18 protein-coding genes and 1 tRNA gene are annotated in these 22,616 nt (G+C 66.7%); 12 read left to right on the top strand and 7 right to left on the bottom strand.

Going from position 1 to position 22,616, the window contains the following annotated elements; translation table 11 throughout:
* The first annotated feature begins 76 nt into the window (after window positions 1-76).
* Complete coding sequence (locus O9281_RS00975) at window positions 77-1,162, top strand: branched-chain amino acid aminotransferase (RefSeq protein ID WP_298181853.1); 1,086 nt, start codon at window positions 77-79, stop codon at window positions 1,160-1,162.
* Between the two features lie 134 nt (window positions 1,163-1,296).
* Here O9281_RS00975 and O9281_RS00970 read toward each other — a convergent pair whose 3' ends face one another.
* The gene (locus O9281_RS00970) at window positions 1,297-1,569 is read right to left on the bottom strand and encodes a metal-sensitive transcriptional regulator (protein WP_298181852.1); all 273 of its coding nucleotides are present in this window, start codon (window positions 1,567-1,569) and stop codon (window positions 1,297-1,299) included.
* 77 nt (window positions 1,570-1,646) lie between these two features.
* On the opposite strand from O9281_RS00970, the gene O9281_RS00965 reads away from it, so the two are divergent.
* The 3 genes from O9281_RS00965 to O9281_RS00955 are packed head-to-tail and all read left to right on the top strand — an operon-like array spanning window position 1,647 to window position 4,690.
* A complete protein-coding gene (locus tag O9281_RS00965; RefSeq protein ID WP_298181850.1) occupies window positions 1,647-3,401 on the top strand; it encodes a copper resistance system multicopper oxidase in 1,755 nt (584 codons plus the stop codon).
* On the top strand, window positions 3,398-4,288 hold the full coding sequence (locus O9281_RS00960) for a copper resistance protein B (protein WP_298181848.1): 891 nt from the start codon (window positions 3,398-3,400) through the stop codon (window positions 4,286-4,288). Before O9281_RS00965 ends, O9281_RS00960 begins: the two co-directional genes overlap by 4 nt.
* 21 nt (window positions 4,289-4,309) lie before the next feature.
* Entirely contained in the window at window positions 4,310-4,690 is a 381-nt protein-coding gene (locus O9281_RS00955) for a copper resistance protein CopC (protein WP_298181846.1), read from the top strand.
* A 3-nt stretch (window positions 4,691-4,693) separates the two neighbouring features.
* Here the strand turns inward: O9281_RS00955 and O9281_RS00950 are convergent, their stop codons facing one another.
* A complete protein-coding gene (locus O9281_RS00950) occupies window positions 4,694-5,746 on the bottom strand; it encodes an aspartate-semialdehyde dehydrogenase (RefSeq protein WP_298181844.1) in 1,053 nt (350 codons plus the stop codon).
* A gap of 254 nt (window positions 5,747-6,000) precedes the next feature.
* A complete protein-coding gene (locus O9281_RS00945; protein WP_298181842.1) occupies window positions 6,001-6,741 on the bottom strand; it encodes a CPBP family intramembrane glutamic endopeptidase in 741 nt (246 codons plus the stop codon).
* Window positions 6,742-6,860: 119 nt separating this feature from the next.
* Between O9281_RS00945 and O9281_RS00940 the strand changes: the two genes are divergently transcribed.
* From O9281_RS00940 to O9281_RS00915, 6 genes are all read left to right on the top strand, one after another.
* Window positions 6,861-7,328: a hypothetical protein gene (locus O9281_RS00940; RefSeq protein ID WP_298181839.1), complete on the top strand. Its 468-nt coding sequence runs from the start codon at window positions 6,861-6,863 to the stop codon at window positions 7,326-7,328.
* A complete protein-coding gene (locus O9281_RS00935; protein ID WP_298181837.1) occupies window positions 7,325-7,618 on the top strand; it encodes a transcriptional regulator in 294 nt (97 codons plus the stop codon). The genes O9281_RS00940 and O9281_RS00935 overlap by 4 nt, the downstream gene beginning before the upstream one ends.
* 132 nt (window positions 7,619-7,750) lie before the next feature.
* Window positions 7,751-8,596, top strand: coding sequence for a glutathione-dependent disulfide-bond oxidoreductase (gene yghU / locus O9281_RS00930; RefSeq protein WP_298181835.1), 846 nt, complete (start codon window positions 7,751-7,753; stop codon window positions 8,594-8,596).
* Window positions 8,597-8,641: 45 nt separating this feature from the next.
* Window positions 8,642-8,716 (top strand) — tRNA-Gln (locus O9281_RS00925).
* Between the two features lie 60 nt (window positions 8,717-8,776).
* The gene (locus tag O9281_RS00920) at window positions 8,777-9,970 is read left to right on the top strand and encodes an acyl-CoA dehydrogenase (protein ID WP_298181833.1); all 1,194 of its coding nucleotides are present in this window, start codon (window positions 8,777-8,779) and stop codon (window positions 9,968-9,970) included.
* A gap of 15 nt (window positions 9,971-9,985) precedes the next feature.
* On the top strand, window positions 9,986-10,963 hold the full coding sequence (locus O9281_RS00915; protein WP_298181831.1) for a quinone oxidoreductase: 978 nt from the start codon (window positions 9,986-9,988) through the stop codon (window positions 10,961-10,963).
* On the opposite strand, the gene O9281_RS00910 is transcribed toward O9281_RS00915, so the two are convergent.
* From O9281_RS00910 to O9281_RS00895, 4 genes are all read right to left on the bottom strand, one after another.
* Window positions 10,960-11,646, bottom strand: a complete 687-nt coding sequence (locus tag O9281_RS00910; protein WP_298181829.1) for a spermidine synthase — start codon at window positions 11,644-11,646, stop codon at window positions 10,960-10,962. The two genes, O9281_RS00915 and O9281_RS00910, sit on opposite strands and share 4 nt — an antisense overlap.
* On the bottom strand, window positions 11,643-13,016 hold the full coding sequence (locus O9281_RS00905; protein WP_298181827.1) for a class II 3-deoxy-7-phosphoheptulonate synthase: 1,374 nt from the start codon (window positions 13,014-13,016) through the stop codon (window positions 11,643-11,645). The genes O9281_RS00910 and O9281_RS00905 overlap by 4 nt, the downstream gene beginning before the upstream one ends.
* A 98-nt stretch (window positions 13,017-13,114) precedes the next feature.
* Window positions 13,115-16,078: a pitrilysin family protein gene (locus tag O9281_RS00900; RefSeq protein WP_298181825.1), complete on the bottom strand. Its 2,964-nt coding sequence runs from the start codon at window positions 16,076-16,078 to the stop codon at window positions 13,115-13,117.
* A 105-nt stretch (window positions 16,079-16,183) separates the two neighbouring features.
* Complete coding sequence (locus tag O9281_RS00895) at window positions 16,184-18,817, bottom strand: TonB-dependent receptor (RefSeq protein ID WP_298181823.1); 2,634 nt, start codon at window positions 18,815-18,817, stop codon at window positions 16,184-16,186.
* Window positions 18,818-18,966: 149 nt separating this feature from the next.
* Here O9281_RS00895 and typA point away from each other — a divergent pair, with 149 nt between their 5' ends.
* Both typA and O9281_RS00885 read left to right on the top strand, forming a co-directional pair.
* Window positions 18,967-20,799, top strand: a complete 1,833-nt coding sequence (gene typA / locus O9281_RS00890; protein ID WP_298181821.1) for a translational GTPase TypA — start codon at window positions 18,967-18,969, stop codon at window positions 20,797-20,799.
* 5 nt (window positions 20,800-20,804) lie between these two features.
* The gene (locus O9281_RS00885; RefSeq protein WP_298181819.1) at window positions 20,805-22,616 is read left to right on the top strand and encodes a DEAD/DEAH box helicase; all 1,812 of its coding nucleotides are present in this window, start codon (window positions 20,805-20,807) and stop codon (window positions 22,614-22,616) included.

Below are 22,616 nucleotides of genomic sequence, written 5' to 3'. Positions count from 1 at the left end.
TAATTACATTAATCTTGCCCGTGACGTAATTTTCATTCAAAGGCCCCGAATCCAAACCGAAAGGATCCGTCTCGTCATGTCTGCCGCCCTGCCCTTCACCCATGTGCCCCACCCCGCCCCGACGGCGGAAGCGGTACGCGCCGGGCTGATTGCGGACCCGGGCTTCGGCAAGATCTTTTCCGATCACATGGTGACGATCGAATGGACCGAGGGCCAGGGCTGGCATTCGGCGACGCTTGGGCCCCGCCAGCCGATCGCGCTCGATCCGGCGGCGGCCGTGCTGCACTATGCCCAGGAAATTTTCGAAGGTCTGAAGGCCTATCGCCTGGCCGATGGCACCATGGCGCTGTTCCGGCCCGAGGCGAACGCCCGTCGTTTCAACGCTTCGGCCAAGCGGCTGGCCATGCCGGAACTGCCCGAGGACCTGTTCATCGAGGCTATTCGCCAGCTGGTGAAGGTTGATGCCAACTGGTTCCCCGGCGTCGAAGGCGGATCGCTCTACCTGCGCCCCTTCATGATCGCGACCGAGGCCTTCCTGGGCGTGCGCCCGGCCAAGGAATACAAGTTCATCGTCATCGCCAGCCCGGCGGGCAACTATTTCAAGTCGGGCGCCCCGGCCGTGTCGATCTGGGTTTCGGACTATACCCGCGCCGCCCCCGGTGGCACCGGGGCAGCCAAGTGCGGCGGCAATTACGCCGCCAGCCTGGTGCCGACCGCCGAGGCCTTTGCCCAGGGACATGACCAGGTGCTGTTCCTCGATGCGGCCGAGCACAAGTGGGTCGAGGAACTGGGCGGCATGAACCTGTTCTTCGCCATGGCCGATGGCCGGCTGGTCACCCCGCCGCTGACCGGCACGATCCTGCCCGGCGTGACGCGCGACAGCCTGTTGCAGCTGGCGGCCGAGGAAGGGTTGAACGTTTCCGAAGAACCCTACAGCCTCGATCAGTGGCGCGCCGATGCCGCCTCTGGCGCGCTGCTGGAAACCTTTGCCTGCGGGACCGCCGCCGTGGTGACGCCGGTGGGCAAGGTTGCCGGGCGCGATGGCGAATTCACCATCGGCAGCGGCGGTCCCGGCCAGATCACCCAGAAGCTGCGCGCGCGGCTGGTGGCGATCCAACGCGGCGAAGCGCCGGATCCGCACGGCTGGGTGCTGAAGCTCTAACCAAGGCCAGTCTTCGTTCTTCGTCACCCCGGACTTGATCCGGGGTCCCGCTTCTAACGCGAGGCTGACGAAGAACAGCGGGATCCCGGGTCAGGCCCGGGATGACGGGGAAGATAGAGCCGGCCCACTCTCCCCTAGCGCTTCACCTTCTCGATCAGGTCGATCAGTTCGCCGAACTTGGCGCGCTGGGCCTCGGCGTCGCCCGAGGCGATCGCTTCCGATACGCAGCAGGCGGCGTGGTCCTTGAGGATCTCGCTCTCGGCACGGGCCAGGGCGGACTTGATCGCCTGGACCTGGTTCAGCACGTCGATGCAGTACCGGCCTTCCTCGACCATCTGCGCCACCCCGCGCACCTGGCCTTCGATCCGTTTCAGGCGATTGACGATCGCTGCGTTCTGCTTACCCATCCCGACCCTCTTGAAATACCCTAGGGGGGTATATATATGACGGCGGCACGAACCGTCAACCTGGGTTGCCTTTCATCATGCCGCTGTCCCGTCGCCAAGTTCTGACCACCGGCAGTGCCGGGTTGCTGCTAGCGCCCCTGCCGGCCTGGGCGCAAGGCCACGGAATGGCGCATGGCGGTGGGCATGGCGGGCACCATGGCAAGCCCGGCGGACTCAGCTTCCCGCCCGGATCGGGCGTGCTGACCGGCACGGAAATCGACCTGACCGTCAGTGCCGGGATGCACGAAGTGGGCGGCAAGCGCGGCTTTGGCGTGGCCGTCAACGGCACGATCCCTGGCCCGCTGGTGCGCCTGAAGGAAGGCAACGAGGTGACGCTGCGGGTGCGCAACACCCTGGCCGAGGATACCTCGATCCACTGGCACGGCCTGCTGGTGCCGTTCCAGTTCGATGGCGTGCCGGGGGTCAGCTTTCCAGGCATCAAGCCGGGCGAAACCTTCACCTACAAGTTCCCGCTGCGCCAGTCGGGCACTTACTGGTATCACAGCCATTCCGGCCTGCAGGAACAGTCCGGCCACTATGGCCCGCTGATCGTGGATCCGGCCGAGCCCGATCTGATTGTGTCCGACCGCGAATTCGTGCTGCTGCTGAGCGAATTCACCGCGATGCACCCGCACAAGATCTTTGAGCGGCTGCGCACCGGCGAAGGCTATTTCAACCGCCAGAAGACCACCTGGACCGACGATTACGCCATGACCGGGGCCGAGCGGCGGATGTGGGCGCAGATGCGCATGCCCGCGACCGACATCGCCGATGTCTCCGCCCCCACCTATACCTACCTCGCCAATGGCCTGCCGATGCAGGCCGCGCCCGAATTCCTGTTCCGGCCGGGTGAGCGGGTGCGGATCCGGCTGATCAACGGATCGGCCATGACCTTCTTCAACGTCCGCATCCCCGGCGTGGAGCTGACGGTGGTGGCCGCCGATGGCCAGGCAGTGAAGCCGGTGACGGTCGAGGAACTGCAGATCGCGGTGGCCGAAACCTATGACCTGATCGTCGAACCGGCAGCCAGTGCCCATGCGATCGTCTGCGAGTCGATGGACCGGTCGGGCATGGCGCTGGCCGTGCTGTCCGACCGGGCCGGCCTGCGCCCCGCAGTGCCCGCCCTGCGCAAGGCGCCGCTGCTGACCATGGCCGACATGGGCATGAACCACGGGGATGGCGGGCACGATCATGGCGGCGGCGGCAAGTCCTCCACCAGCATGGACGGCATGCCGATGCGCGACATCAGCCTGCTGCCGCCCGATGTGAAGGTCGGCCCGGGGATCGACATGGTTTCCATGTCGCCCGTCGACAAGACCGGCGAGCCGGGCATCGGCCTGAACGATGTCGGCCACCGGGTGCTGACCTATCGCGACCTCTCCGCCCTCATCCCCAATGCCGATACGCGCGAGCCGAGCCGCCTGCTGGAACTGCACCTCACCGGCAACATGGAACGCTACATGTGGTCGTTCGACGGGCGGATGTTCAACGCCGTTTCCGACGTGCCGATCCGCTTCGCCTGGAACGAGCGGGTGCGGGTCAAGCTGATCAACAACACCATGATGGCTCACCCGATCCACCTGCACGGGATGTTCTTCGAAGTGGTCAACGGGCAGACCCCGGCGCACCAGCCGCGCAAGAACGTGCTGACCGTGCAGCCGGGTGCCAGCGCCACTTTCGATCTGACCGCCAACGAGCCGGGCGACTGGGCGTTCCACTGCCACCTGCTCTATCACATGCATGGCGGGATGATGCAGATCGTCACCGTGATGGGTCCGGAGGGCGCGAAGTGAGAACGCTCGCCCTGTCCCTCGCCATCCTTGCCCTCACCGCTGCCGGTCCGGCGCTGGCGCAGAACCACGATGCGCACGCCGGGCATGACCATCATGCCGGGCACAAGATGAAACCACCGGCCGATCCCTCGCCCGGGCCGACCATGGAACTGCCCCCGCCCGAGGAAGCCGGTTCGGGCCCGCCGCGCGCGGCCGATGCGATCTGGGGCGCGGAGGCCATGCGTCCGGCGCGCGAGGCGCTGAAGCGCGAGCATGGCGACATGCCCGTCACCTGGATCCAGGCCGACCGGCTGGAGTACCAGGCCCGCGCCGGTCACGATGGCCTGCTGTGGGACCTGCGGGGCTACTACGGCACGCCGACCAGCAAGTTCTGGTTCAAGAGCGAGGGCGAGGCGGCGCTGGGCGAAGGCGTCGAGGATGCCGAGGTCCAGGCGCTCTGGTCAAAGGCGGTCGCGCCTTACTGGGACTTGCAGGTGGGGGTCCGGCAGGACCTCGCCGGTGAAACCGATACCCATGCGGTGATCGGCATTCAGGGCCTCGCGCCCTATATGTTCGAGATCGACGCCGCCCTGTTCCTCTCTCAGCGGGGCGACCTGACCGCGCGGATCGAGGCCGAACTGGACCAGCGGATCACTCAGAAGCTGATCCTGCAGCCACGCGTCGAGCTGAGCCTGGCCGCGCAGGACAATGCGGCGCGCAAGGTTGGTGCCGGGATCGACAAGATCGAGGCCGGCCTGCGCCTGCGCTATGAGATCGTGCCTGAATTCGCCCCCTACATCGGGCTCGAACAGGGCTGGAAACTGGGCGGCAGCGCCCGTTATGCCCGCCTCGCGGGCGAGGACCCCAGCGTGACCAGCCTGGTCATGGGCGTGCGGTTCTGGTTCTGACATTCAACAGGAGTATCCCCCATGTCGTTTCGCCTCCCCACCCTGCTCGCCGCCGCCGCGCTGACCCTCTCGGCCCCGGCCCTGGCCCACGTGAAGGTCGCCAGTTCGACCCCGGCCGAAGGGGCGACCGTCGCCGCGCCGAAGACCGTGGTGCTGAACTTTTCCGATACGCTGAACCCGGCCAAGACCGGTGTCGAACTGGTGATGACCGCCATGCCCGGCCACGCCAACCACGGCATCATGCCGATCAAGAACTTCGTGCCAGCCTGGTCCAACGGCAACAAGACCCTGACGCTCAACCTGCGCCAGCCGCTGCGCACCGGCACCTATGAGGCGCGGTGGCAGTCGGCTGGCGGGGATGGTCACAAGATGGCGGGCAAGATCACCTTCGTGGTGCGCTAGGCCTCAACCCACCGGGCGGCCGCACAGCACTTCGGCGATCTGCACCGCGTTGAGCGCGGCGCCCTTGCGCAGGTTGTCGCCCACCACGAACAGCGCCAGGCCGTGTTCGACCGAGCGATCGGGACGGACACGGCCGACGAAGACGGGGTCCTGGCCGGTCGCCTGGAGCGAATTGGGCGCCTCGGTCACCACCACGCCGGGCGCCTTGCCGAGCAGTTCCAGCGCCCGCGCGGCGCTGATCGGACGCTCGAATTCGGCATTGATCGACAGGCCGTGGCCGGTGAAGACCGGCACGCGCACGCAGGTGCCCGAGACCGGCAGGGCCGGAATGTTCAGGATCTTGCGGCTCTCGTCGCGCAGCTTGAGCTCTTCCTCGGTATAGTCGTCCTCGCCCAGCACATAGTTGAGCGACGAGATGTTGTGGGCGATCGGCGCGGTCCACTTTTCCGCCGCGGGCAGGAAATCGGCCTGGCCATCGCGGGCCAGCTCCGCCGCGCGATCGCCGACCTGGGCCAGCTGGCGGCTGAGGATCTCGATCCCCGCAAGGCCCGCGCCCGACACCGCCTGATAGGTCGAGGCGACCAGCCGCTTGAGGCCGGCTTCATCGTGCAGCGGCTTCAGCACTGGCATGGCGGCCATGGTGGTGCAATTGGGATTGGCGACAATGCCCTTGGGAATATTCGCCAGCGCGTCCGGGTTCACTTCGGCCACGACCAGCGGCACGTCCGGGTCAGAACGCCAGGCCGAGCTGTTGTCGATCACCACCGCGCCCGCCGCCGCAACCTTGGGCGCCAGCGCCTTCGAGGTGGAACCCCCGGCCGAGAAGAACACCACGTCCAGCCCGGCATAGTCGGCCGTTTCGGCATCCTCGACCGTCACCGGCTGCCCGTTGAAATCGACCTGCTTGCCGGCCGAACGGGCCGAAGCGAACAGGCGCAGGGTGCCAACCGGGAAATTCCGCTCTGCCAGCAGTTCGCGCATCATCGAGCCGACGAGGCCCGTCGCCCCAACCACGCCGACATTGAGCAACTGACCTTCTGAAAAACGCTGTCCCATCCTCACATCTCCTGAAACTTGCGGGAGCCTGCGGGGACCTGGCGCTTGCTGATGGAAGGCCCCGCATCGTCCGCGGGGCTTTGGTTCGCTTGGTTTACGCCTTGATCCAGCGCGCACCACGAACCGCCCCGCTTGCGCGAGTCGGTTTAATGGTAATCGGCTTGGTGGTGGCCATCAGCATGGCGCGCGCCCTAGCCATGCTGCACTGCAATGTAAAGGCTAGGCCAGCAAGCTTCACGTTTGCGCCGCAAAAGCTATCCTTTTCGCAGGCCGGCCAGCCACCGAGCGACCTGCGGCCGCACGATCAGGGCCACCACGTCAATCGCGGCATGAAGGATCATCAGTTCGACCAGCGATGTTCCCCGCACGAACAGCAGCATGAACACCCCGCCGACCAGCATGGTCATCACCACACCCGCCCAGCCCTGATAGGCATGGGCCAGGCCGAACAGCACCGTCGCCCCGATCAGTCCGACCAGCACCGATCCGCTGACCTGTGCGATCAGCAGCGGCAGGGCGAGGCGGAACAGCAGTTCCTCGCTGAAGCCGGCGTTGAGGCACAGCGGCAGCACGGCCAGCCGTTCCTTGCCATTGCGCGGGAACAGCGGTTCGATCTCTGGCGCCAGCGGCTTCATCATCTTGCGCAGCCGCCAGGCCTGAACCGCGATCAGGATCGCCATGCCGATGCCAACCCCCATGGCGAAGCCCAGCCGACCGTCCTCCGTTTGCTGCACCTTGTCGCTGCGCAGGCCGGCCCCGATGGCCTGGAACTCCGGCGGCAGGCTGAAACCGTCGCCGGCCCGGCCAAGCACCAGCAGGGTGATCACGCTGGCGCCGGTCAGGATGACAAAACTCTGCCAGGTCCAGCGCCAGTAGCACTCCCGGCGCGCAGCGCTGTCCTCCAGCTGGCGGAACGCGACGAACTGGCGTGCATCATGCCAGGTCCAGGCGATCAGGATCGCCACCAGAACCACCAGCCAGATAGTTGCAAGCATTGGACAAGCCTTTGTTTTTCAGCCTAGATACTGCCGAACTGATCTTCACTTTCCAACTTGTCAACTCATAACTTGACAATTTGGAAAGTGACTGCCATCGCCTTTGGCGAGGAGACGCGATGCAACCCGATAGCCAGCCGGAAGAACTGAAACAGGCCGCCCGGGCAGCCCTGGAGGCGGCGAATCAGGCGCGGCAGCAACTGGCCGGGCAAGCCCATTGGTCATGGCCCCGCCACGCATTGGTCGGCCTGCAGCTGGGCGCGGTGGTCGCCAGTCCTGCCTTCGGCCCCTATGTCATGATCGCGGTTCTCGGCCTGGTGCTGATCTCCACCCCGCTGGTGATCTGGTTCGATCGGCGCCGCGACGGCTTCTTCGTCAATGGCTACAAGTCGGGCCCGACCCGCCGGGTGGCCTATCTGATGGCCGCCAGCGGCATCGGCTTGCTGATCGGCGGCCTGGCCCTGCGCGACCGGTTTGACTGGCCCTCCGCGCCGCTGGTCTGCGGGGTGATCGCGCTGCTGGTCGGCACATTCGGCAGCCGCTGGTGGGAACAGGTCTATCGCCGGGATCTGGACCGCCCGGCATGAGCGCGCCTGACGGGTTCGATCCGCTGATCCATCCGCCCGCCCGCCTGCAACTGCTGGCCGTGCTGAGCCGCGTCGACGAACTGGAGTTCGCTGCCGCGAGAGAGCTGCTCAAGGTCAGCGATTCGGTCCTGTCCAAGCACGTCGCGCTGCTGGCCGAGCCGGGCTATCTCACCCTGCGCAAGGCTGCCGTGCTGGGACGGCAGCGGACCTGGCTGGCGATCACTCCGGCGGGCCATTCAGCCTATACCGCCCATGTCGCGGCGCTGCACCGGCTGCTTGAAGGCGGTTAAGCCGCGCCCCGGCCCACGGCCGGCGATAGGCCGGATTTCCCCTGGGCAAGCAATCCTGTCGGCTTGCCCCCTTGCGTCCCGGTCCCCTGCCCGCCACCTTGCGTTGCGAAGTGCAACGAAAGGTAAGGCGCCATGGCCGATAACGAATATGTCCCGCCCAAGGTCTGGACCTGGAACAAGGAAAACGGCGGCCGTTTCGCCAACATCAACCGGCCGATTTCCGGCGCGACGCATGAGAAGGAACTGCCGGTGGGCGAGCATCCCTTCCAGCTCTATTCGCTCGGCACGCCCAACGGGCAGAAGGTGACGATCCTGTTCGAGGAGCTGCTGGAAGCCGGCCACAGCGGTGCCGAATACGATGCCTGGCTGATCAATATCGGCAATGGTGACCAGTTCGGATCGGGCTTCGTTGCGATCAACCCCAATTCGAAGATCCCCGCCCTGCTCGACCGTTCCGGGCCGGAGCCGATCCGCCTGTTCGAAAGCGGGGCGATGATGCTGCACCTGGCGGAAAAGTTCGGGGCTTTCATCCCCACCGATGCCAAAGGCCGGGCCGAATGCCTGTCGTGGCTGATGTGGCAGATGGGCAGCGCGCCGTTCATCGGCGGCGGCTTCGGCCATTTCTATGCCTATGCGCCGATCAAGATCGAATATGCAATCGATCGCTATGCCATGGAAACCAAGCGGCTGTTCGACGTGGCCGACAAGCGGCTGAGCGAAGCGCGGTTCCTGGCCGGCGACGAGTACACGATCGCCGACATGGCGGTCTATGCCTGGTTCGGCCTGCTTTATCGCGGTTTCGCCTACAACGATGCGGCCACTTTCCTGGCGCTGGACGAATATACCAATGTCGGCCGCTGGGTGGAGGAAATCCTGGCCCGCCCAGCGGTAAAGCGCGGGCAGAAGGTCAATGTCGCCACCGGCCTGATCGAACGCCATTCGGCCGCGGATTTCGCCAAGCTTGAAGAGAGCAAATAGCCCCCTTCCCTATCCCGCGCGGCGTGCTAAAGGCCGCGCGGCTGCTGGGGCGTAGCCAAGCGGTAAGGCAGCGGTTTTTGGTACCGCCATGCGAAGGTTCGAATCCTTCCGCCCCAGCCAAGCACTCTTGCGGTGATCGCGGTCCCGCCAAAAACTGCCTGCTCCGGATGGGAGAGCCACATGACCGACAGCCTGATCAGCCTTGCCCCCAGCCCGCGCGCGGTGGAGATCGCCGCCCGGGTCGAACGGTTCGTGCGCGAAGTGGTGGTGCCCTATGAGCAGGATCCGCGCCGCGATCATCACGGCGCGCCGCTGGACGAGCTGGTCTATGAAATGCGCGAACACGCCCGTGCCGCCGGAGTCCTCACCCCGCACATCCTGCCCGATGGCAGCCACCTGACCCAGCGCGAGACGGCGCTGGTGCTGATCAAGTCGGGCCTCTCGCCGCTTGGCCCGCTGGCCTGCAACACCATGGCGCCGGACGAGGGCAACATGTACCTCCTCGGCCACAAGGCCACGGCCGAGCAGAAGGACCATTTCCTGAAGCCGCTGGTCGAAGGTCGCGCCCGCAGCGCCTTCTTCATGACCGAACCGTCGGAAGAGAACGGCGCCGGGTCAGACCCGTCGATGATGCTCACCACCTGCCGCCAGGATGGCAATCATTGGGTGGTGAGCGGCCGCAAGACCTTCATCACCGGGGCGGATGGGGCGAGCGTCGGGATCATCATGGCCCGCGACGAGGCCGGCGGCGCCTGCATGTTCCTGGTCGATCTGCCCGATCCGGCAATCCGGATCGATCACGTGCCCAACACGATCGACAGCTCGATGCCCGGCAGCCACGCCACGGTCACGATCGACAACCTGCGCGTACCCGCCAGCCAGATGCTGGGTGAGCCCGGCGAAGGGTTCAAATATGCGCAGGTGCGCCTGAGCCCCGCCCGCCTGTCGCACTGCATGCGCTGGCTGGGCTGCTGCATCCGCGCGCACGAGATCGCCAGCGACTATGCCTGCCGCCGCATGGCCTTTGGCAAGACGCTGATCGAGCATGAGGGCGTCGGCTTCATGCTGGCCGAGAACCTGATCGACATCAAACAGGCCGAACTGATGATCGACTGGTGCGCGGGCGTGCTCGACACCGGCAGCCTGGGCACGACCGAAAGCTCGATGGCCAAGGTAGCCGTGTCCGAAGCGCTGATGCGGATCGCCGACCGCTGCGTTCAGGTGATGGGCGGCACCGGGGTGACCGACAAGACGATTGTCGAGCAGGTGTTCCGCGAGGTGCGCGCCTTCCGGATCTATGACGGCCCGACCGAGGTCCACAAGTGGAGCCTGGCCAAGAAAGTGCGCCGCGACTGGCGCGAAGCGAACGCCTGAACCGGAGAGACGATCATGCAAGCAGTCCAGGCCTTTATCGAAGCCAATGGCGGCCCCGAGGTGATCCAGTGGCGGAACGTCGATCTGCCCGCCCCCGGCCCCGGTGAAGTGCTGATGCGGCACGAAGCGGTGGGGCTGAACTTCATCGACACCTATATCCGCACCGGGCTCTATCCGGCCAAGCTGCCGACCGGGCTGGGCTTCGAAGCCGCCGGGGTGGTCGAGGCAGTGGGCGAAGGCGTCACCCACGTTGCGCCGGGCATGCGCGCGGCCACTTTTGGCGGTGCGCCGGGGGCCTATGCCACGGCGCGGATCGTCGCGGCGCGCGATGTCTATGCCCTGCCCGATAGCGTCGATGCGCAGACCGCTGCCGCCGTGTTCCTGAAAGGCGCGACGGCCGAAATGCTGGCCGAACGCTGCGCTCCGGTTGCGCCGGGCGGCTGGGCGCTGGTCCCGGCGGCGGCCGGCGGCGTCGGGCAATTGCTGCTGCAATGGCTGCAGGCACGCGGCGTGCGGGTGATCGGCACGGTCGGTTCGCCCGACAAGGTCGCGCTGGCCCAGGCTTGCGGGGCTGAACTGGTGTTCCTTGCTGACGATCCGGACCTTGTCGCCAAGGTGCGCGAGGCCACCGGCGGCAAGGGCGTGGCCGTATCCTATGACGGGGTCGGCGCGGCCAGCTGGCGCACCTCGCTCGATTGCATGGCCCCGCGCGGCACGATTGCGAGCTTCGGCAATGCCAGCGGCCCGGTAACCGGCGTCGCCCTGCGCGATCTCGCCACGCGCGGCTCGCTCTATGTCACCCGCCCCGGCGTCTATGACTATTACCGCAACCCCGATGAAGCCCGCGCCGGTTCGGCCCGGGTCTGGGAAATGGTAGCCGAGGGCGTGCTCAAGGTGTCGATCGGCCAGACCTATGCCCTGACCGACGCGGCCCAGGCGCACATCGACCTTGAAGCGCGCCGGACGGTGGGATCGACGCTGCTGTTGCCCTAGGCCGCTTCGCGCGCGAACCAGATGACGTGGCGGGGGCCCTTGCCCTTGCCATTGGCATCATAGCGGGCACGAACCTCGACTTCCTCGACCTCGAACCCGACGCTTTCCATGCGGCGGACAAATTTGTCGTCGCGTTCGGCTGACCAGATCGCCAGCACCCCGCCGGGGGCCAGGGCCTTGCGGGCATTGTGCAGGCCCGCCTTGCCGTAAAGCCGATTGTTTTCCGGCCGGACCAGGCCGTCCGGACCGTTGTCGACATCGAGCAGGATCGCGTCGAACGGTTCGGGCGCGAGCAGGATCGCATCGCCGACATCGTCCATCACCAGCCGGACGCGCGGATCGTCAAGGCAGCCGGCGGCGACCTCGGCCATCGGCCCGCGCGCCCACTGGATGATTTCCGGCACCAGCTCGGCCACGGTGACCCGCCCTTGCGGACCGAGCCGGGCCAGCGCGGCGCGCAGGGTAAAGCCCATGCCATAGCCACCGATCAGCAGGTTCGGTGCGGAGCGCCCCTTCAGCCGGTCGAGCGTCATCGTCGCCAGGGCCTCTTCCGAGCCGCGCATGCGCGTGCTCATCAGCTCGTTGTGGCCCATCACGATCATGAAATCGCGGCCGTGGGCGAAGAGTTTCAGCTCCTCGCCGCCCGGCACCTGGGCGCTGCCCAGCAGTTCGCGGGTAATCACGCCGCGCGCTGGGCGCGTTCGCCGGCTTCGAGGTTGAGCGCTTCGGCCAGCAGGAACGCGAGTTCGAGCGACTGCGCCGCGTTGAGCCGCGGATCGCAGTGGGTGTGATAGCGATCGGCCAACCGTTCATCGCTGATCGCGATGGCCCCGCCGACGCATTCGGTCACGTCCTGCCCGGTCATCTCGATGTGGATGCCGCCCGCATGGGTGCCTTCGGCGCGGTGGACCGCGAAGAAGCCCCGCACTTCGCGCAGGATCCGGTCGAACGGACGCGTCTTGAAGCCGCTTTCCGCCTTGATCACGTTGCCGTGCATCGGATCGCACGACCAGACCACCGGGTGCCCTTCGCGCTGGACCGCGCGGACCAGCGGCGGCAGGCCGGCTTCCACCTTGTCATCGCCGAAGCGGCTGATCAGGGTGATGCGGCCCGCCTCGCGGCCGGGGTTCAGCAGGTCAAGCTGGCGCAGCAGCTCGTCGGGCGAGAGCGAGGGACCGCACTTCATGCCCAGCGGATTGCCCACACCGCGCAGGAACTCGACATGAGCTGATCCCTCGAAGCGCGTGCGATCGCCGATCCACAGCATGTGGGCGGAGGTATCGTACCAGTCCCCGGTCAGCGAATCCTGGCGGGTCATCGCCTGCTCATAGGGCAGGTGCAGCGCCTCGTGGCTGGTGTAGAAGCTCGTGCCCTGCAGCTGCGGCACGGTGCGCGGATCGATCCCGCAGGCTTCCATGAAGTCCAGCGCCTCGCCGATCCGGCTGCTGACTTCGGCGAACTTGTCAGCCCAGGGCGAGCGGCCCATGAAATCGAGTGTCCACTGATGGACCTGGCGCAGGTTGGCATAGCCCCCGGTCGAGAAGGCGCGAACCAGGTTGAGCGTGGCGGCCGACTGCGAATAGGCCTGGAGCAGCCGCTGCGGATCGGGAATGCGGGCTTCCGGCGTGAACTCGATCCCGTTGATATTGTCACCCAGGTAGCTCGGCAGTTCGACCCCGTCGATCACCTCGACCGGCGATGAGCGCGGCTTGGCGAACTGGCCGGCCATGCGGCCCACCTTGATCACCGGCTGCTTGCTGGCAAAGGTCAGCACGACCGCCATCTGCAGCAGCACGCGGAAGGTATCGCGGATGTTGTTGGGGTGGAATTCGGCAAAGCTTTCGGCGCAGTCCCCGCCCTGCAGCAGGAAGCCCTTGCCCGCCGCGACCTGGGCCAGATCGGCCTTCAGCGCGCGCGCCTCGCCGGCGAAGACCAGCGGCGGAAAAGTGGTGAGCGTGTCCGTTACCCGGCCAAGCGCCGCGGCATCGGGATAGACCGGCAGATGCCGTGCCTCACGCGATTGCCAGCTTTCGGGGGTCCAGTTGCTTGCCACTTGTCTTGCTCCTTCCAGGCCGCGCGCCATAGCGCCGTCTGTTCGCAATTGCAAAAGACGAAAAGCCGATCGCCCTCAAAAGGAAATATTGTTACCGATCAGCGGCCCTCGGTCTGCCGCTCGGACTGCATTGCGGCCGCGGCGGCCATGGCCTCGCTCTCGGTCGCGGCGACGGCTGATGCCGGTCCCTGCGGCAGCACCGCCGCCCGCCACGACCGGCCCGGGCCAAGGTACTTGCGGGCCAGCGCCTGCATCGCCTCGGGCGTGGTGCGGGTGTAATCGGGCAGCAGGGTGCGCAGCGCGCCGAACTTGGCCGGTTCGGCCGTGGCCCCTTCCAGCTGGAACATGAAGAAGGCGCTGCTGGTGCTGGCGCGCGAGATCTGCTGGCGCAGCGGTTCGATTACCCGCTCCAGCTCGTCGGCGCTGGGCGGGCTGGCGATCAGGTTGGCGGCGATTTCCTCGGCCGTGGCGAAGAACACCGGCACGTCCTTGGGCGCCAGCTGGGCCATAGCGGTCATCGCCCCGCCGTTCTCCAGGTCCTGCGGCCAGCTGTTGAACACCTGCGGGGCATAGGCCGCGCCCAGCTTTTCGCGCATCGCGTCCATCAATCGGTTCTGGAACAGGTTGGACAGGATCTCGAGCTGGCGGCTTTCCGAAATGCCGGCCATGCCGCCGCCGGTGGTCCAGGCGATCAGCGCCGCCGCCTGCGAGGGATCGCCGCGATGATCGAGCACGATCGGGCGGGCCGAAGCCGGCAGGGTCGGGACCCGCGCCGGTTGCAGGCCCTGGCCCAGCGGCTGGCGCGGTGCCAGCGCGCCAAAGCTGCGCGACAGCGCGGCAATCGCCGCCTCGCGGGTGAAATCGCCGAACAGCTGCACTTCGATCGGGCCGCGTTCGAGGATCGGCTGCCAGACCTGGCGGAAGCCGGCCGGGGTTGCCGCCTCGACCTCGCGCGGGGTCGCGGTGCGGAAACGCGGATCGCGCCCGCGCTGGAGGAACTCCAGATCGCGTTCCAGCACGCCCTGCGGTGATGCGGCAAAGCTTTCATAGCGCAGCCGCGCCGCCGCCTTGGCCCGCAGCACCGGGTTCGCATCCCAGCGCGGCTGGGCGAACTTCTGCGCGAACAGGTAGAGCTGGTCGGTCATATCGGCCGAGCGGGTATCGGCCGAGAACTGGAACGAGGAATCGCCGATCTCGAAATCGTAGCCCATCTTGCGCCCGGTGCTGATCCGGTCGAGCTCTTCCTGGCCGAGCGTGCCCTGGCCAGACCCGACCAACGCCATGTCGCCCAGCGCGATATAGGCCGCATCGCCGCTGCTGAATGCGCGATAGCCGGCACCGAACCGGACCTTGACCGAGACCCGGCCCGGCTCGTCGGTGGTCGGCCAGAGCAGCACCTTCACGCCGTTGGCGAATTCGAGCTGTTCGATCCCCAGCAGGCCGGTCGGCGTTTCGGCCACCAGCTGGCCCGGCTCGCCCAGCGGCGGCATGTCGGCAAACGAGATCGGCTTGCCGCCCGGGCGGGCGCGATCATCGGGCACTGCGGGGCGGGCCAGGGCCGCGGCCAGCTGGGTCGCCTCGGCCTCACCGGCCTGCGGGGTGACATAGACCGCGCGGGTCACCGCGCCGGTAAACAGCCGCCGGGTATGACGGTGCACCGCTTCCGGCGTGAACAGCGCGCGCGAACGGTTGAAGATGTCCAGCACCGTTTCGGGCGAGGCAATGGTTTCGCGGATATCGACCGCAGTCACCAGGTCATCGGCCAGCTTGGCCCCGGCCAGCAGGCGGCGCTGCTCGACCGAGCTTTCAAAGGCAACGCTGAATTCGGCCACTTCGCGCTCGATCTCGTCCTCGCTGGGCGGCGTGGCCAGGGCATCGGCGATCACCCCGCGCACTTCGGTCAGCGACTTGGTCCAGTCCTCGCTCAACGGCGTTATCGAGACAAAGGTGGCGTCGGCCGAGCGGCTGACCTTTTCCTGCCCGACCTGGGCGAACAGGAAGCTGCCCCCGGCCCGGGCCCGCGCCTCGAGCCGGCGGTTGATGATCGCCTGGGCCAGCGAATCGAGCATCAGCCCCTGGTTGTAGACAATGGTATCCTGCACCTGCCGCCAGGGCCGCAGCACGGCATAGGTGATGCCGCGCGGCAGTTCGGGTTCGACCAGCACGCGGGTCTCGCCCACCGGGTTGGCGGGATCGGCCCCGGCCGGGGCGACCGGATCGCCAAACGGCGGCGCCGGCGTGGGCTTGCCGGTGACCGGCCAATCGGCAAAGTGGCGCCGCACCATTGCTTCCATCAGCGCCGGCTCGATATCGCCAGCGATCACGATCACCGCGTTCTCGGGCCGGTACCAGCGGGTGTGAAAGGCCCGGACGCTGGCCTGGCTGGCGGCCTGGAGCGCCTCGGTCGTGCCGATCACCTGGCGCACGGCCAGCCGCTGTCCGGCAAACAGGGTCTGCTGCGTCGCTTCGGCCACGCGTTCGCCGGTGCCGCCGCGCTCGCGCTTTTCGGCGAGGACAATCGGCACCTCGGTGCGGACATTGGCCTCGGTCAGCGCCGGGGCAATCATCATGCCCGACAGCAGCTTAAGCGATTCGTCGAGCTTGTCCGGCGTGGTATTGGGCAGGTCGAGCTTGAAGGTGGTGGCAACCGGGCTGGTTTCGGCATTGGTATCGCTGCCGAAGGTTGCGCCCAGCCGCTGCCAGGTGGGGATCGCCGCCCCTTCGGCCAGGTAACGCGACTGGCGGAAGACCAGGTGCTCCAGCAGGTGGGCATAGCCGCGCTCGTTATCCGCCTCGTGCAGCGAGCCCACGTCCATGCGAATCCGGATCGCGACCTGCCCCTGCGGGACACCGTTCTTGCGCAGGGCATAGCGCACCCCGTTGGGCAGCTCGCCGAACACCCATTCCTTGTCCTGCGGCACGTCGCTGCCACGATAGAGCCAGGGGGTCTTGGCGGCAGCTTCCGCCTTCGGGGCTGATTGGGCAAGGAGCGGTTGGACGCCCTGGACAGACAGCGGCAGCAGCAGGGCGAGCGCGGCTAGGGCGCGAAAACGCAAGGTCATGTCCCGGTTATAGGCATGCCACTGTGAAGAGCCAATGAATAAGGGGGCGATCTGCACCGCCCCCTTCTTCATTTCCGGCGTTCATTTCCGACCGGCTTTTTCAGCTTACCACTTGAACCGCACCGACGCGCCATAAGTGCGCGGCTGGTTGGGATAGGCCGAGACCGAACCCGACTGGGCAACCGAGTCGAAGATCTGGATGATGTACCGGTTGTTGGTGAGGTTGCGGCCCCACACGGTGAATTCCAGACCATTCATCAGCGCATAGGTCGCCGATGCACTGATCTCGCTCACCTCGCGGCGGAACGGACGCGCGGCATCGAAGGCAGGCTGGTAGGAGGTCACCTGGCCAAGGGCATTGCGCTGGATAAAGCCCGGCAGACCCTCGATCACCTGGACCGGGGATTCGTAGTGCCAATCGCTGCGCAGGATCAGGCGGTCGCCATTGGCCAGTTCCTTGTTCCACTGCGCGCCGATGGTGGTCGACAGGCCCGGGATCCCGGCCGGCCGGGTGCCCGACAGGTCACCCAGCGCCGAAGCGACAAAGCTGTCATACTGCGGATCGAGATAGACCAGCGCCAGGTTCAGCGAGAGCGACTTGGTCGGCTTGACCATCCCGTCGAACTCGACCCCGACGGTCGACTGCTTGCCGGCATTGGCCAGGGCAAAGCCGGTTCCGGTGAAGACGTTCGACTGGAAGCCGGTGATGGTCTGCTTGAACAGCGTCAGGTTGGCGCTGGCAATGCCCCAGTTGGCCTTGAGCCCCAGTTCCATCACCTTGGCATTTTCCGGCCCGGCAAAACGCGAACCGGTGGTCAGGTTCGGCACGGTCAGCCCGGCAGTCCGCAGCGCGGGCAGGTCGCTCGCCAGCGGGCGGCTGTCACGCGAGAGGTTGAACGAGCTGGCCTTGAACCCGGTGGCGTAGGACACATAGGCGTTGAGGCTGTCGGTCACGTCCATCGCCAGCCGCGCGGTCCAGGTCCACTTGCCGTCGCGGGTCTTGCCGCTTTCCACCGCGTTCGGGATGTTCAGGAACGGCGGCAGGAACTGCAGCGGGCGCAGGCCCAGCAGCGGGTTGACCGCCGGGTTGGCCGCATTGGCATTGGCAAAGCTGGTCGCCCCGGTCACGATCGCGTTGTAGATCGCGGGTTGGGCACCGGCGAAAGTGGCGATCTGGGTCGCGTTGGCCGGGCCGGACAGGCTGAGCGCTGCGCCGACCTGCTGGGCGATCACGGTGTTGCGGATCACGCCGCCGCCAATCGCCACGAAATCGAGCGCCGAAAAGGTATCGGTGCTGACGGTCCGGCTGGAGACGTCCTTCTTGTCCTTGGTGTAGTTGGCCCCCAGGGTCAGGGTGAAGCGGTCACCCAGCTGGACGTCGATATTGCCGAACACCGACCAGGCGGTGTTGTCCATGGTGAAGTCATCGAACACGCCCTGGCCCGGCCGCTGGAAGGTACCGACCGGCACGCCGAGAATCAGCGATTCAAGCTGCGCGATCGCCCCACCCGACAGGAGATCGGCATAGGGCCGGAACTGCGTGCCATAGGTCAGCGAGTTCTTGAACTTGACCTTCTCGTCGAAATAGAACCCGCCCAGCATGATATCGACCACGTTCAGGAAGTTGGCATTGAGCCGCAGTTCCTGGGTGAAGGTATCAAGCTCCACATCGCCGACGTTCTGACCGATCAGGTTGGCGCTGGTGAAGTCGGAATCCTGGTTGGTCAGGCTGGCGCTGTTGCGATAGGCGGTGATCGAGGTCAGCTTGAGCGGGCCGACCTGGTAATCGACCTGGCCCGAAAGGCCCCAGTTCTCGATCTTGTTGGTCGAGGGGAAGTTCGAATAGGTCACATCGGCGAACGGGGTCGCCGCATTGTTGACCCGGCCGCCCAGGGCCTCGATCGCGGCGGTCGCGCCCGACCGGCGGACGTTGACCACGGCGCAGCAGACTTCATCGATCTTGTCGTAATCGGCGATCAGGCGGATCTTGAGCGCGTCGGTCGGCTCGAACCGCAGCTGGCCGCGCACGAACCAGCGGTCGCGCTCGTTGCTGTCGCCATTGTAGCCCAGGTCGGTGACATAGCCGTCCCGCTTGTTGATCCCGGCCGAGAGGCTAGCGGCCAGCGTGTCGGTGATCGGGCCGGTGACATAGCCCTTGAGCACCATGGCGTCATAGTTGCCATAGGTGCCTTCGATGCTGCCGCCGAAGTTGAACGAGGGTTCGCGCGTGATCATCGAGATCACGCCGGCGCTGGCGTTCTTGCCGAACAGGGTCGACTGCGGGCCGCGCAGCACTTCAACGCGCTGGACATCGGGCAGGTCGCCGATCTGGGCAGCGGTGCGGCTGCGATAGACGCCATCGACGAAGACGCCGACCGAGGGTTCGATGCCCGGGTTGTTGGCGCCGTTGCCGAAGCCGCGGATGATGAAATTGGTGTTCGCGCTGGACTGCAGCTGCGACACGCGCAGCGAGGGAACCAGCGTCTGCAGGTCCTTCAGGTCGCGAATCTGGGCGCGCTCGATGGTTTCGGCGGTGGTCACCGAAACGGCCACCGGCACGTCCTGCAGGGTCTGTTCGCGCTTGGTCGCGGTGACGATGATCTCGTTGCCGTCAGCCACTTCCTCGACCGCTTCGGGAGCGGGCGGAGCCTCCTCCTCGACCGGGACGCTCTGGGCATAGGCGATTGTGGGAAAGGCGGAAGCGCCGATCAGGGCGGCGCGCAGGATCAGTTTGTTCATGACCCGCGCCCCTAACGGCCGGACTGGGAAAAATCAATACCCTACAAGGTACCGCTACACTTGCCGTATGGCGCTGCATCGGCTAGGGGCGCGCGCAATGTTGCGGCGCAGCAAGCGCCACGCCCTCCCCCGTTTTGTGAGATCTCGAAATGTCCGCCCCGCTGCCGCTGCGCAATATCGCCATTATCGCCCACGTCGACCACGGCAAGACCACGCTGGTCGACCAGCTGTTCCGCCAGTCGGGCACTTTCCGCGACAATCAACGCGTTGAAGAGCGCGCGATGGATTCGAACGACCTCGAAAAGGAACGCGGGATCACCATCCTGGCCAAGTGCACCTCGGTCGAATGGAGCGGTACGCGGATCAACATCGTCGACACCCCCGGCCACGCCGACTTCGGGGGCGAGGTGGAGCGGATTCTCAGCATGGTCGACGGCGTGATCCTGCTGGTCGACAGCTCCGAAGGGGCCATGCCGCAGACCAAGTTCGTCACCGGCAAGGCGCTGGCGCTGGGCCTCAAGCCGATCGTCGTCGTCAACAAGATCGACCGCCCCGATGGCCGCGCGCAGGAAGTGCTGGACGAGGTGTTCGACCTGTTCGTCAGCCTCGATGCGACCGACGAGCAGTGCGATTTCCCCGTGCTCTACGCCTCGGGCCGCAACGGCTATGCCAGCGAGGACCAGGACGCCCGCGAGGGTGACCTGACCCCGCTGTTTCAGAAGATCGTCGATCACGTGCCGGCCCCGGCCGCCGATGTCGATGGGCCGTTCAAGTTCCTCGTCACCCTGCTCGATCGCGACAACTTCCTCGGCCGCATCCTGACCGGCAAGGTCCAGTCGGGCACGGTCAAGGTCAACTCGCCGATCCACGCGCTCGACGCGCAGGGCAACGTGATCGAAACCGGCCGCGCCTCCAAGCTGATGGCCTTCCGCGGGCTGGAGCGCGTCCCCGTCGAGGAAGCCCGCGCCGGTGACATCATCTCGCTGGCCGGTCTGACCGAGGCGACCGTGGCCAACACCATCTGCGACCCGGCCGTGACCGAGCCGCTCCATGCCCAGCCGATCGATCCGCCGACCCTGTCGATGCGCTTTGCCGTGAACGACAGCCCGATGGCCGGCCGCGAAGGCACCAAGGTGACCAGCCGCATGATCCGCGACCGCCTGATGCGCGAAGCGGAATCGAACGTTGCGATCCGTGTCACCGAATCCGCCGACAAGGACAGCTTCGAAGTGGCCGGGCGCGGCGAACTGCAGCTGGGCGTGCTGATCGAGACGATGCGCCGCGAAGGCTTCGAACTCGGCATCAGCCGCCCGCGCGTGCTGTTCCGCGAGGACGAGAACGGCCAGCGCACCGAGCCCTATGAAACCGTCGTGATCGACGTCGACGACGAATATTCGGGCACGGTCATCGACAAGATGGCGCTGCGCAAGGCGGAAATGACCGACATGCGCCCCTCGGGCGGTGGCAAGACCCGCATCACCTTCTCGGCCCCCAGCCGCGGCCTGATCGGCTATCACGGCGAATTCCTGTCCGACACGCGCGGCACCGGGATCATGAACCGCCTGTTCGAGAAGTACGGCCCCTACAAGGGCCAGATCGAAGGCCGCCAGAACGGCGTGCTGATCTCGAACTGCGCGGGCGAGGCCGTGGGCTATGCGCTCAACAGCCTGGAAGACCGCGGCGTGCTGTTCGTGCGCCCGCAGGACAAGATCTATGAAGGCATGATCATTGGCGAGAACGCCAAGCCCGACGATCTTGAAGTCAACCCGATGAAGTCGAAGCAGCTGACCAACTTCCGCTCGACCGGCAAGGATGACGCGATCCGCCTCACCCCGCCCCGGATCATGACGCTGGAACAGGCCATCGCCTATATCGACGACGATGAAATGGTCGAAGTGACCCCGCAGTCGGTCCGGCTACGAAAGGCGATCCTCGACCCGCACGAGCGCAAGAAGGCGTCGCGCAAGAAAGAAGCGGCATAACTATCATGGAAAACGCAGGCTCGCTGCCTGGCGCAGCGGGTGCTGCGCCTTTTGCCGCCCTTCCCGCCGCCCTCGCCGCCGCGCTGACCGCGCGGGGCTGTGCCGCACTCACCGCCGTCCAAGCGGCCGTGATCGAACCCGACGCCCAGGGCCGCGACCTCGTCGTCTCGGCCCGCACCGGTTCGGGCAAGACGGTCGCCTTTGGCCTCGCCATGGGTGCCGAATTGCTCGGCGCTGGTCAGGCCCTGCCCCCGGCCGGCGCGCCGCTGGCGCTGGTCGTCGCCCCCACCCGCGAACTGGCGCTGCAGGTCAGCCGCGAGCTGACCTGGCTCTTCGCCGGGACCGGTGCCACCGTCGCCACCTGCGTCGGCGGGATGGATCCCTCGCGCGAACGGCGCACGCTCTATCAGGGAGCGCATTTCGTGGTCGGCACCCCCGGCCGCCTGCGCGATCATCTGGAGCGCGGCGCGCTCGACCTTTCGGCGCTGAAGTTCGTGGTCCTCGATGAGGCCGACGAAATGCTCGACATGGGCTTTCGCGAAGACCTTGAGGAACTGCTCGACGCGACGCCCGGCGAGCGCCGCACGCTGCTCTTTTCGGCCACCCTGCCCAAGCCGATTGTGGCGCTGGCCAAGCGTTACCAGCACGATGCCCTGCGGATCAGCACCGTTGGTGACGAACAGGGCCACGGCGACATCGCCTATCAGGTGGTCACCGTCTCACCCTCCGACATCGAGAACGCGGTGGTCAACCTGCTGCGCTTCCACGAGGCGGAAACGGCCATGCTGTTCTGCGCCACGCGTGACAATGTCCGCCACCTCCACGCCACGCTGGTCGAGCGTGGCTTTGCGGCCGTCGCCCTGTCGGGCGAGCACAGCCAGAACGAGCGCAACCAGGCGCTGCAGGCGCTGCGCGACAAGCGCGCCCGCGTTTGCGTGGCGACCGACGTGGCCGCGCGCGGGATCGACATCGCCTCCTTGAGCCTGGTCATCCACGTCGAGATTCCGCGCGATGCCGAGGCGCTGCAACACCGCTCGGGCCGCACTGGCCGTGCGGGCAAGAAGGGCACCGCTGTCCTGATCGTGCCCTACCCGCGCCGCCGCCGGGTGGAGATGATGCTGCGCGGCGCGCGGATCGATGCCGAGTGGATGGACGTTCCCGGCCCCGAGGCGATCCGCGCCCAGGATCACGAACGCCTGATCGCCACGCTGACCCAGCCGATCGAGCCGAGCGAGGCCGAGAGCGAACTCGCTGGCCGCCTGCTCGCCACCATGGGGCCGGAGGAGCTGGCGCTCGCGCTGGTCCGCGCCCATGCCAGCCGTCTGCCCGAACCCGAGGAACTGATCGACCTCTCGGCCCGCGTGAAGCCCGATGGCCAGGCGCGGCCCGTGCATCACCGCGAAGGCTTTGACGATACCGTCTGGTTCCGGATGGACATCGGCCGCCGCCACAACGCCGATCCGCGCTGGCTGCTGCCGCTGCTCTGCCGCCGCGGCCACGTGACCCGCAACGAGATTGGCGCGATCCGCATCGCCGCCAACGAAACCTTCTTCCAGATCCCCCGCGCCCTGGAAGCCAAGTTCCGCGCCGCCGTCGCCCGCACCGCCAATCCCGGCAGCGAGGACGAGAGCGGGATCACCATCGACCTCTCCCTCGAAACCCCGCGTGACGCCGCGCGGGAGAACCGGCCCAGAGGCCCGCAGCGTCCGGATCGCAACAATGATCGGGGCAACGACCGGGGCCCGCGCCCCGGCGGCGGTCGCCCGCCCTTCAAGGGCAAGCCCAAACCCCACCGCAAGGGGCCGCGCCAGCCGTAA

The organism is Novosphingobium sp., from assembly GCF_027531025.1.
Lineage (GTDB): Bacteria > Pseudomonadota > Alphaproteobacteria > Sphingomonadales > Sphingomonadaceae > Novosphingobium.
This window is presented reverse-complemented; position numbering and strand designations above follow the sequence as displayed.

What these genes read in the sequence shown, in the direction of transcription:
- O9281_RS00975 (WP_298181853.1), top strand. Translation starts at nt 77, where the DNA reads ATGTCTGCCGCCCTGCCCTTCACCCATGTGCCCCACCCCGCCCCGACG.
- O9281_RS00970 (WP_298181852.1), bottom strand. Translation starts at nt 1,569, where the DNA reads ATGGGTAAGCAGAACGCAGCGATCGTCAATCGCCTGAAACGGATCGAA.
- O9281_RS00965 (WP_298181850.1), top strand. Translation starts at nt 1,647, where the DNA reads ATGCCGCTGTCCCGTCGCCAAGTTCTGACCACCGGCAGTGCCGGGTTG.
- O9281_RS00955 (WP_298181846.1), top strand. Translation starts at nt 4,310, where the DNA reads ATGTCGTTTCGCCTCCCCACCCTGCTCGCCGCCGCCGCGCTGACCCTC.
- O9281_RS00950 (WP_298181844.1), bottom strand. Translation starts at nt 5,746, where the DNA reads ATGGGACAGCGTTTTTCAGAAGGTCAGTTGCTCAATGTCGGCGTGGTT.
- O9281_RS00945 (WP_298181842.1), bottom strand. Translation starts at nt 6,741, where the DNA reads ATGCTTGCAACTATCTGGCTGGTGGTTCTGGTGGCGATCCTGATCGCC.
- O9281_RS00940 (WP_298181839.1), top strand. Translation starts at nt 6,861, where the DNA reads ATGCAACCCGATAGCCAGCCGGAAGAACTGAAACAGGCCGCCCGGGCA.
- O9281_RS00935 (WP_298181837.1), top strand. Translation starts at nt 7,325, where the DNA reads ATGAGCGCGCCTGACGGGTTCGATCCGCTGATCCATCCGCCCGCCCGC.
- yghU (WP_298181835.1), top strand. Translation starts at nt 7,751, where the DNA reads ATGGCCGATAACGAATATGTCCCGCCCAAGGTCTGGACCTGGAACAAG.
- O9281_RS00920 (WP_298181833.1), top strand. Translation starts at nt 8,777, where the DNA reads ATGACCGACAGCCTGATCAGCCTTGCCCCCAGCCCGCGCGCGGTGGAG.
- O9281_RS00915 (WP_298181831.1), top strand. Translation starts at nt 9,986, where the DNA reads ATGCAAGCAGTCCAGGCCTTTATCGAAGCCAATGGCGGCCCCGAGGTG.
- O9281_RS00900 (WP_298181825.1), bottom strand. Translation starts at nt 16,078, where the DNA reads ATGACCTTGCGTTTTCGCGCCCTAGCCGCGCTCGCCCTGCTGCTGCCG.
- O9281_RS00895 (WP_298181823.1), bottom strand. Translation starts at nt 18,817, where the DNA reads ATGAACAAACTGATCCTGCGCGCCGCCCTGATCGGCGCTTCCGCCTTT.
- typA (WP_298181821.1), top strand. Translation starts at nt 18,967, where the DNA reads ATGTCCGCCCCGCTGCCGCTGCGCAATATCGCCATTATCGCCCACGTC.
- O9281_RS00885 (WP_298181819.1), top strand. Translation starts at nt 20,805, where the DNA reads ATGGAAAACGCAGGCTCGCTGCCTGGCGCAGCGGGTGCTGCGCCTTTT.